Annotated in this window: 9 protein-coding genes; 4 read left to right on the top strand and 5 right to left on the bottom strand. The window is 71.2% G+C overall.

What is annotated here, in order from left to right; translation table 11 throughout:
* Together H2041_RS17385 and H2041_RS17380 are read right to left on the bottom strand one after the other, a co-directional pair.
* A partial coding sequence (locus tag H2041_RS17385; protein WP_293414869.1) for a TonB-dependent receptor plug domain-containing protein occupies positions 1 to 1903 on the bottom strand: 1903 nt, incomplete at its 3' end.
* A gap of 146 nt (positions 1904 to 2049) precedes the next feature.
* On the bottom strand, positions 2050 to 2451 hold the full coding sequence (locus tag H2041_RS17380; protein ID WP_293414867.1) for an MAPEG family protein: 402 nt from the start codon (positions 2449 to 2451) through the stop codon (positions 2050 to 2052).
* Positions 2452 to 2610: 159 nt separating this feature from the next.
* Between H2041_RS17380 and H2041_RS17375 the strand changes: the two genes are divergently transcribed.
* Positions 2611 to 3513, top strand: coding sequence for an EamA family transporter (locus tag H2041_RS17375; RefSeq protein ID WP_293414865.1), 903 nt, complete (start codon positions 2611 to 2613; stop codon positions 3511 to 3513).
* A gap of 156 nt (positions 3514 to 3669) precedes the next feature.
* Here the strand turns inward: H2041_RS17375 and H2041_RS17370 are convergent, their stop codons facing one another.
* Positions 3670 to 5187 (bottom strand): UbiD family decarboxylase, encoded by a 1518-nt coding sequence (locus tag H2041_RS17370; RefSeq protein WP_293414863.1) that lies wholly within the window; start codon positions 5185 to 5187, stop codon positions 3670 to 3672.
* A gap of 95 nt (positions 5188 to 5282) precedes the next feature.
* Here H2041_RS17370 and H2041_RS17365 point away from each other — a divergent pair, with 95 nt between their 5' ends.
* The 3 genes from H2041_RS17365 to H2041_RS17355 all read left to right on the top strand — a co-directional run bounded on the left by H2041_RS17365 (position 5283) and on the right by H2041_RS17355 (position 6837).
* Positions 5283 to 5510 (top strand): hypothetical protein, encoded by a 228-nt coding sequence (locus H2041_RS17365; RefSeq protein ID WP_293414861.1) that lies wholly within the window; start codon positions 5283 to 5285, stop codon positions 5508 to 5510.
* 113 nt (positions 5511 to 5623) lie between these two features.
* Complete coding sequence (locus H2041_RS17360; protein ID WP_293414859.1) at positions 5624 to 6415, top strand: EAL domain-containing protein; 792 nt, start codon at positions 5624 to 5626, stop codon at positions 6413 to 6415.
* A gap of 119 nt (positions 6416 to 6534) precedes the next feature.
* Positions 6535 to 6837 (top strand): UrcA family protein, encoded by a 303-nt coding sequence (locus H2041_RS17355; protein WP_293414857.1) that lies wholly within the window; start codon positions 6535 to 6537, stop codon positions 6835 to 6837.
* A gap of 44 nt (positions 6838 to 6881) precedes the next feature.
* Here the strand turns inward: H2041_RS17355 and H2041_RS17350 are convergent, their stop codons facing one another.
* Positions 6882 to 8657, bottom strand: coding sequence for a gamma-glutamyltransferase family protein (locus H2041_RS17350; RefSeq protein WP_293414855.1), 1776 nt, complete (start codon positions 8655 to 8657; stop codon positions 6882 to 6884).
* A 58-nt stretch (positions 8658 to 8715) separates the two neighbouring features.
* Positions 8716 to 9375, bottom strand: a complete 660-nt coding sequence (locus H2041_RS17345) for a methyltransferase (RefSeq protein WP_293414853.1) — start codon at positions 9373 to 9375, stop codon at positions 8716 to 8718.
* Between the last annotated feature and the right edge of the window lie 41 nt (positions 9376 to 9416).

Below are 9416 nucleotides of genomic sequence, written 5' to 3'. Positions count from 1 at the left end.
GGCCCAGGGCGCCGGCCAGCCCGCCGCCCGCACGCGCCTCCTGGGGCGGGCCTTCGGGGGGCGGGCCGGCCGCGGCGCGGGCGGCGGGCTGGCCGGCGCCCTGGGCCGTCGTCGGGCTGGAAAACCTGCGGCTGTAGTGGAAGCCCCAGCGCAGCTCCTCGGTGTCGTGGCGGGCGAAGTTGACCGCGCGGTTGTCGATGCGGATCAGCTGGCCGGTCGCGTCGCGGACGAAGCGGTCGGGGAAGGCGGCCTCGATCTCGGCCGTGGCGGCCGGGAATGACGCGATCTCGTCGGTCAGGCGCTGGCGCGTATAGTCGGCGCGGAGCATCAGGTCGATGTCGTCCAGGGGCTTCAGCGTCAGGCCGAGCTTCAGGACCTGGCGGTTGTCGGCCGAGAGGTTCGGGTTCCCGCCGGAGATCTGCGTCACCTCCACCGTCTCGCCGCGGGTGAAGTCGAAGACGCGCACGCCGGGCGTCACCGTCTCCGGCGCGCCGAGCTGGGAGACGGTGGGGGCGCCGTCCTCGTCGGTGACCGAGGCGATCAGGCGCACCGCATCGACGGGCGACCAGGTCAGGCCGCCGCCGACCGTGGTCAGGGTCCCGAAGTCCGACAGCTCGCGCACCTCGCCGTTCAGATTGGCGGAGACCTTGCCGATCAGGCCGAGCACGCCCTCGCCGCCGTCCAGCAAGGGGGCGTCGAGGTTGAGCTGGGCGCGGCCCAGGTCGCGGCCAAGGTCGGTGTCGCGGGTGACGCCGGCGCGGAAGGACTCGCCCTCCAGCTTCAGGGTCGAGGCGCCCAGCGTCAGGGCCGCGTTGACCTCGCCCGCCGGCAGGTCGAAGAGGCCGCCGTTCAGCAGGGCCTCGATGTCGGCCGAGGTGGTGGTGGAGCGCGACTGGGTCGGCGCCTGGGCTGCGCCGGTCGCGTCATAGGCCACCTCCGTCAGGCTGCGGCTCGTCTCCCGGTCGGCGTTGGCGGTCAGCGACCAGCGCCAGCCGGAGACCGCCCCGTTCACCGCCCCGCCCAGGTGGGCGGTGCTGGCGTCGTTCATCCGGCGCAGGGGATCGAGCTCGCCGGCGGCGAGGTACGGGTTGTCCGAGGGGCCGAGCCGGCTCTCGGTGTCGCTGGTCTCGAAGGCGGCGTTCAGGCTGGCGGAGACGCCCTCGGCCAGGGGCCGGGCGTAGACGGCGTTGACCTCCAGGCTGCGGCTGGCGGGCGACAGGGTGCGCAGGGCGCCGTCCTGCCCGTCGGTGCGCGCCACGTCGCGCTCGCTCTCCAGCAGGGAGGAGGCGCTCTCCAGCTCGATGTTCACCTGCGTGCGGGAATCGCCGGCCAGGCGCAGGATCTGGCCCTCCAGCTCCTGGGTCGACTGGCCGCCGGCGGTGGGCGCGCTCCAGTCGGTCTCGGCCGTGACGGCGTTGAAGCGCCTGCGCAGGACGAAGTTCACCACCCGCTGGTCGGCCGGATAGCCGTACCGCAGGGAGACCTCCTCCGGCAGGACCTCGACCCGCAGGATGGCTTCCGGCGGGATGTCGCGCACCTCGCGGAAGGAGGAGACGCGCACCCCGTTCAGCAGCACCACGGGCCGGCCGCCGCCGCGGCCCCGGCCGCTGGAGACCTGCGGTCCGAGCGCCGCCAGCAGCTCCTCCACCGAACTGACGCCCAAGGCGCGGATTTCGGCGGGATCGAGCGTGACTTCCGGCACAGCCTCGCCGACCACCGAGCCGGGCAGCACCCGCTGCCCCGAGGCGGTGACCACCAGCTCGCGCACCTCGTAGCCTTCCTCGTCGAGCGCAGGGTCGAGCGCGGGATCGTCCGCCGGTTCGGGGATCGTCTGGGCGCTGGCGAGCGCCACGCACGAGAGGGCGATCGCCGTACCGGTGAGGAGACTTGTCACGAAGGTCATGGAGGGAAGCCGCGGTCCGTTACGCAAAGGGAGGCGCCGTCACAGGCGCCGCAACGCGCATCTCGCGCTGCAGGACTTCAACGGCTCTCTCGTGCGACTCCGTCGCAGGACCTTCGGGCGAATTTGCGGCCCGCCCGCGCGCGCCCTCAGGCGATGGCGTAGAAGAGCAGGGCGACGCCGGTGAAGACGTAGGCCACCCAGGTCAGCGTGACGCCGATGGCGCGGGGGAACGAGGTCCCGCCGCTGCGCGACAGGCCCACGGCGTGGAAGACGCGCCCGGCGAAGAGCAGCAGGCCCGCCAGGTGGACCGCCAGGGGCGGCGCCTCGACCAGCGCCAGGACGACGATGGCGATCAGGCCGGCCGGCACATACTCCGTGGCGTTGCCGAAGGCGCGGATGGCCTGGGCCAGCTCCGGAATGCCCTCGTCGCCGAAGGCCACCTTGTGGCGCTGGCGCTGGCGCACCACCAGCAGGGAGAGGATCAGCAGGAGGAAGAGGTGGAGCCCCGTCCAGAGCGCCGCGGCGTGGCCCGACGTGATCAGATTCATGGAGACTCCCCCTCAGATACGCCCCCCGGCGCGGCGCGCAGTTGGCGCGCAAACGCCTGCGAGGGCAAGGGGCCGCGGTTGCGCCCATCGGCCGCGCCATGGACTTGGCCGCCGCATCGGCCCACATGCGGCTTCCCGCGCCCATGCTGGAGGTTCCCCATGCCCGCCGCCCTGCCGCTGTCGCACGTTCTGCTGGCGCTGGCCGTGGTCGCCGTCTGGGGGACCAATTTCGTGGTCATCAAGCACGCCCTGGCCGATCTGCCGCCGCTCGCGTTTGCGACCCTGCGCTTCGCCTTCGTGGTCTTCCCGGCGGTCTTCTTCCTGCCCCGGCCCAAGGTCCTGTGGCGGCGCCTGGCGGCCTATGGCGTGCTGATCGGCGCCGGCCAGTTCGGCCTGCTCTACATCGCCATGAACGGCCTCATCTCGCCGGGCCTCGCCTCGCTCGTGGTGCAGGTGCAGGTCTTCTTCACCATCGGCCTGGCCATGGCCGCGGCGGGGGAGAAGGTCCGGCCCTTCCAGGTCTTCGCCCTGCTGCTCGCCACCGCCGGCGTCGGCGTGATCCTGGCCCATACGGACGGGAGCGCCACGACGCCGCTCGGTCTCCTCCTCGTCCTGCTGGCCGCGCTCGGCTGGGCCGGCGGCAACCATGTGGCCAGGCTGAGCGGGCGGGTGAACATGCTGGCCTATGTCACCTGGGCGAGCCTCTTCTCCGTGCCGCCCCTGCTCGTCCTCTCGCTCGTCCTGGAGGGCTGGCCGGCGATCCGCGCCGGGATCGAGGGGGCGAGCCCGGCCACCTGGGCGGCGGTCGCCTGGCAGTCGGCCGGCAACAGCCTCTTCGGCTACGCCGCCTGGGGCTGGCTCCTGGCGCGGCATCCGGCGGCGACCATCACGCCGATGGCCATGCTGGTCCCGGTCTTCGGCATGGGCGCCTCGGCCCTGCTGCTGGCCGAGCCCATGCCGCCGTGGAAGATCATCGCCGCGGCGCTGGTCCTGGCGGGCCTGGCGGTCAACCTCCTCTGGCCCATCGTCGCCGCCCGCCGTCTGCCCCCGCCGGCGGCGTGACCCCGCGCGCAGCGCCAGAAGTAATAGGACACGAAGAACATAAAGGGCGCAAAGGACACGAAGGCGCCCGCCGCTTTGCCTTTGTGTCCTTGGCTTTCTTTGTGCCCTTTGTGACCGCTTTTCTTACGGCGCCTCCGGCGCGCAGGATCTCGCAGGTCAGCCCTTCAGCGCCGGCAGGCCGAGGCTCGCCCAGCGTTCGGTGACGCGGGCGACCGTCTCGGCGTCCATGTCCAGCTTCTCGCCCCACTCGCGATGGGTCTCCGGCGGCCACTTGTTGGTGGCGTCGAGGCCGATCTTGGAGCCCAGGCCGCTCTCCGGCGAGGCGAAGTCCAGATAGTCGATCGGGGTGTTCTCCACGACCGTGATGTCCCGCGCCGGGTCCATGCGGGTGGACAGCGCCCACATCACGTCCTTCCAGTCGCGGGCGTCGATGTCGTCGTCTACGACGATCACCCACTTGGTGTACATGAACTGCCGAAGATAGCTCCAGACGCCCATCATCACGCGCTTGGCGTGGCCCGGATAGGCCTTCTTCATCGAGACGACGGCGATGCGGTAGGAGCAGCCCTCCGGCGGCAGCCAGAAGTCGACGATCTCCGGGAACTGCTGGCGGATCAGCGGGATGAAGACCTCGTTCAGGGCCTCGCCCAGCACGCTCGGCTCGTCCGGCGGCCGGCCGGTGAAGGTGGTCAGATAGATGGGATCGCGCCGCATGGTGATGGCGCTGACCTGGAAGACCGGGAACTTCTCGACGGAGTTGTAGTAGCCGGTGTGGTCGCCGTAGGGCCCCTCGTCGGCGTACTCGTCCAGCAGGACGTGACCCTCCAGGACGATCTCGGCCTCGGCCGGCACCATCAGCGGCACGGTCTTGGCGGGGACCAGCTCGGCCTTGGCGCCGCGCATCAGGCCGGCGAACTGGTATTCGGAAAGCGTGTCGGGCACCGGCGTCACCGCCGCCAGTATCGTCCCCGGGTCGGCGCCCAGGACGGCGCAGGCGGGCAGGGGCTCCGGGCGGCCGGCCGCCTTCCAGCGCCGGTGGTGCTGCGCCCCGCCGCGATGGGCCAGCCAGCGCATGATGGTGCGGTCCTTGCCCAGCACCTGCATCCGGTAGATGCCGAGGTTGTAGTCGTCCTCCCGATCGGCCGAGGGGCCCTTGGTCACCACCAGCGGCCAGGTGATCAGCGGCGCGGGCTCGCCGGGCCAGCAGGTCTGGATCGGCAGTTTGGCGAGGTCGATCTGATCGCCGGTCAGCACTACCTCCTGCACCGGCGCCTTCTTCACCGTCGCCGGCCGCATGGACATCACCGTCTTGGCCAGCGGCAGCATCTCGAAGGCGTCCTTCAGCCCCCGCGGCGGTTCGGGGCTGCGCAGGAAGGCCAGCAGTTCGCCCACCTCGCGCAGGTCGGCCGCCGTCGTCCGCTCGCGGCCCTCCAGGGTCACGCCCATGGCCACGCGTTTGACGGTGCCGAACAGATTGACGAGGCAGGGCATGGACGAGCGCTCGCCGTCGGCCCGGATCACGTTCTCGAACAGCACCGCCGGTCCGCCCGCCTGCAGCAGGCGGCGGTGGATCTCGGTCATCTCCAGCACGGTGGAGACGGGCGCGCTGACCCGAACCAACTCGCCGGCCGCCTCCAGCCTGGCGATGAACTCCCGCAGCGACCGATAGGCCATGACCCCTCCCTGGAAACCTGGTGCGCAGGACTAGGGCGCAGGGAGGCGGCTGTCACGCTTTCCGCATCGGAACCGCGGCGCTAGACTCCGCCGCCATGAAGCGCCTGGACCTCGACGACCTGCCGCCGAAGATCGCCCACCTGCTCGCCAGCGTGGAGGAGGACGAGGAACTCATCCTCGTCCAGGGCGGCGCCCTGGTGGCGCGCCTGCGCGGGGGCGCCCCGATCCCCGTCCAGCCGGCCCAAGAGCCCGAGCCGTACAACAACGAGCGCGCCGCAGAGATCTTTGAACAGTTCCGCAACGCCATCGAGGAAGACTTCTAGCGCCTCGCCGACCGCGGGCGACCGGCGGCGGGCGCGGGCATCGGCCTCTGCACGATTGTTTCAGGATTGGCGTTCATGTTGCGCACGCACGCCAACCCGAACGGCCGGTCGTCATGAGTTCGCCCACTCCCAAGCCCGCCCCCTGTCAGGGCTGCCGCAATGGCGATCAGACCGACTTCCGGCTCGCCATGGCCTTCCAGCCCATCGTCGATGTGCGGACGGGTCAGCCCTTCGCCTACGAGGCGCTGGTGCGCGGGCCGGAGGGGCAGTCGGCCGCCAGCGTCCTGTCGCAGGTCACCGAGGCGAACCGCTACGCCTTCGACCAGGCCTGCCGCGTCGCCGCCATCGAGTGCGCGGTCCGGGCCGGCATTCTCGACGGACCGGCCAGGCTGTCGATCAACTTCCTGCCCAACGCCGTCTATTCGCCCATGGCCTGCATCCAGCTGACCTTGAAGACGGCGGCGGCCACGGGCCTGCCCACCGAGCGGCTGATCTTCGAGTTCACCGAAAACGAGCAGATGGCCGATCCGGCGCATGTGGCCAACATCGTCGAGAACTACAGGCGGATGGGCTTCGGCACGGCGCTCGACGACTTCGGCGCCGGCCATGCGGGCCTGAACCTGCTGGCGAAGTTCCGGACCGACCTGATCAAGCTGGACATGGAGCTGATCCGGGACCTGGACCAGAGCCTGCCGCGTCGGACCATCGTCGCCGCGGTGGTCAAGATGTGCGCCGAGCTGGGCGTGACGGTGATCGCCGAAGGCATCGAGACCGCGGGCGAACTCGACGCGCTGCGGGTCATGGGCGTGCGATACATCCAGGGCTATCTGCTGGCGAAGCCGCACTTCATGGGCCTGCCGGCCTTCCAGCTTCCTCCGCCCGAGGCGCGCGCGGCCAGCGCCTGAGGCGGCCGGCGCGGCGCCTTCCGCTCGCCCGACTTCCTCCCCATCTCTCTTCCACCCGCCGGATCTGCGAGGGGCCGACAGAGCTCCCGCCGGCCGGGTCGGTCACTAGGGAGACGATCATGTTCAAGCTTTTGCCGGCCGCGCTCGCCGCGGCCCTCTTCGCCGCGCCGGCCCTCGCCGCGCCGGTGACCCAGACGGCGCCCGGCGTCGCCAAAATCCACGTCGGCGAACTCGACCCCGTCAACCCCGCCGACGCGAAGCGGCTCGAGCGCCGGGCCAAGGAAGCCGCCTTCATCGCCTGCGGCGGCCATGAGGGCAGCGTCCGGACGATGAAGCAGGTGGTGAAGCGCTCGGACTGCTACGCCGAGACCCTGGCGCAGGCCCGGGCCCAGGTCGGCGTCACGCGCATGGCCGCGCGCTGAGACTTCGGGGCTCCGGCGTCTCCGCCGGGGCCCGCGGGGTCCCGTCAGTAAGCCAGCGCCACGCCGTCCTTGCGCATCTCGGTGGCCGCCGCATAGCGGCCGGGCCAGCGCTCGATGGCCTGATAGCCGCCGAAGCCGCCGTCCGAGGGGCCGAGCTTCCAGCCCATGGCCGCGAGCGCCTCCTGCGTCGCCCGGGGCACGCCGGTCTCCAGGTGCAGGGTTCCCGTTCCGGGGATCACCTCTCCGGTGGGCTCCGATCCGCCGACATGATGCCAGCGTGGGCTGTCGCCCGCCTCCTGCACGGCGAGGTCGAAATCGACCATGTTGGAGATGATCTGGGCCTGGCCCTGCGGCTGCATGTCCCCGCCCATGACGCCGAAGGCGAGCCAGGGTTCGCCGCCCCGCGTCGCGAAACCCGGAATGATGGTCTGGAAGGGCCGCTTGCCCGGCGCATAGACATTGGGATGGCCGTCGGTCAGGGCGAAGAGCTCGCCGCGATCCTGCAGCATGAAGCCCAGGCCGTCAGGCGCCAGGCCAGAGCCCATGCCGCGATAGTTGGACTGGATGATCGAAACCATCATCCCGTCGGCATCCGAGGTGCAGAAATAGGTGGTGTCGCCGCGGCTCGGCGCCTGGCCGGGATAGAGGGTCTGCAGGATCGAATTCGGGCGGATCAGCTTCGCACGCTCGGCGGCGTAGGCCTTGGAGACCAGCCAGTCGGCGGGCACGTCATAGAAGGCCGGATCGGCGTAGTAGCGGGCGCGGTCCTCGAAGGCGAGGCGCTTGGCCTCGACCCCATGGTGGATGGCGGCGGCCGACTGGAAGCCCATGCCGCGGATGTCGAACCGCTCCATGATGTTGAGGATCTGCAGGGTGGCCAGGCCCTGGCTGTTCGGCGCCAGGCCATAGACGTCCACGCCGCGATAGTTCGTCTGGTGCGGCCTGGTCCACTCGGCGTGGTGGGCCGCCAGATCGGCCTTGGTCATCCAGCCGCCGATGCGGCGGAAGTACCGCTCGATGGTCTCGGCGATCTCGCCCTCGTAGAAGGCGTCGCGGCCCCCCTCGGCGATCAGGCCGTAGGTGCGGGCCAGCGCCGGGTTCCTGAAGATCTCCCCTTCCTTGGGCGTCGCGCCGTCCGGCGCCCAGACGGACTTGAAGTTGTCCACCTCCTCGATGCCCTGGCCGGGCTTGGTGAAGTTGGCGTGGCTGCGGGCCAGATAGTAGGCGACGTTCTGGCTGACCGGCGCGCCTTCGCTGGCGTGGGCGATGGCCGGCGCGAACAGGCTCTTCCACGGCAGCTTGCCGTAGCGCTGGTGCAGCGCCCACCAGGCGTCGACCGTACCCGGCACGCTGACCGAGACGGCGCCGTAGGACGGGATCATGCCGTTTTTCGCCCGGGCGCGGACCGTCTCCAGCGAAAGGCCCTTGGGGCTGCGGCCGGAGCCGTTCAGGCCCACGACCTGCTTGGTCTTCGGGTCCCACAGCATGACGAAGCAGTCGCCGCCGATGCCGCAGGCGATGGGCTCGGCATAGCCCAGCACCGCATTGGCCGCGACAGCGGCGTCCACCGCCGAGCCGCCGGCGCGCAGGATGTCGATGGCCGCGAGCGTCGCCAGCGGATGGGCCGTCGCCGCCGCGCCGTGCGTCCCCCAGGCCGCGCTGCGGCTGGCGAAGGTGGCGCCGTCGATCCGGTCTCCCGGACCCACGTCGGGCCGGTCGCGATTGGGCGTCGCCTCGCGCGTCTGGCCGGCCGCCTCGCCGGCGATCAGCGCGCCTGGCAGGGCGGCGGGCAGGGCGGCCAGAAAGGTGCGGCGACGCATGGGCGGGCTCCGGATCAGCGACGTAACAGGGGCGTCACTATAGGCGGAGGTTTCGGCCTCACGGCAAGGTCCACACCGCCGTCTTCTTGACCTCCATGTCCTCCAGCTCGCGCGTCGTGGGGACCTGGTATTCGGCCAGCTTGTCGAGACCTTCGCGCGGGAAGTAGCTGCGCCCGGGGTCGCCGATCAGCACGGTGGCGCCCGCCTGCCGGGCCGCGCCCAGCCAGGCCAGGACGCGGGCGGCCAGCGGCTTTTCGTAGCAGATGTCGCCGGCCAGAATGACCTCGACGGGCGGCGGCGGGGCGTCCAGCAGGTCGGCGTCGGTGAAGTCGCAGACGACACCGTTCGCCTCGGCGTTCACCGCCAGGGCCGCGCCGCAGAAGGGGTCGATGTCGGCCGCCAGCACATGCGCGGCGCCGGCCTTGGCCGCGGCGATGGCGACGATGCCCGAGCCCGACGCGAAGTCGACGACGCGCCTTCCGGCGACGATCTGCGGATGGTCGAGAATGTAACGCGCCAGGGCCTGGCCGCCGGCCCAGGCGAAGGCCCAGAAGGGCGGCGGCAGGCCGATCTGCTCCAGCGCCTCCTCCGTCATCCGCCAGATCGGCGTGATCTCGTCGGCCAGGCGCAGGGTGAGTTCGGGCGTGTGCGGCGGCGTCTGCAGGCGGGTGTTGGCCAGGATGAAGGCGCGCCGGCCCTCAGGGGTCTGTTCGATCACGCCGCGCTCCATCGGTCTTCGCCGACTGCTGCTGGCGAAGT

Source organism: Phenylobacterium sp. (genome assembly GCF_013911965.1).
GTDB lineage: Bacteria > Pseudomonadota > Alphaproteobacteria > Caulobacterales > Caulobacteraceae > Phenylobacterium.
The sequence above is the reverse complement of the archived record's forward strand: the minus strand, read 5'-3'. Positions and strand labels throughout refer to the sequence as shown.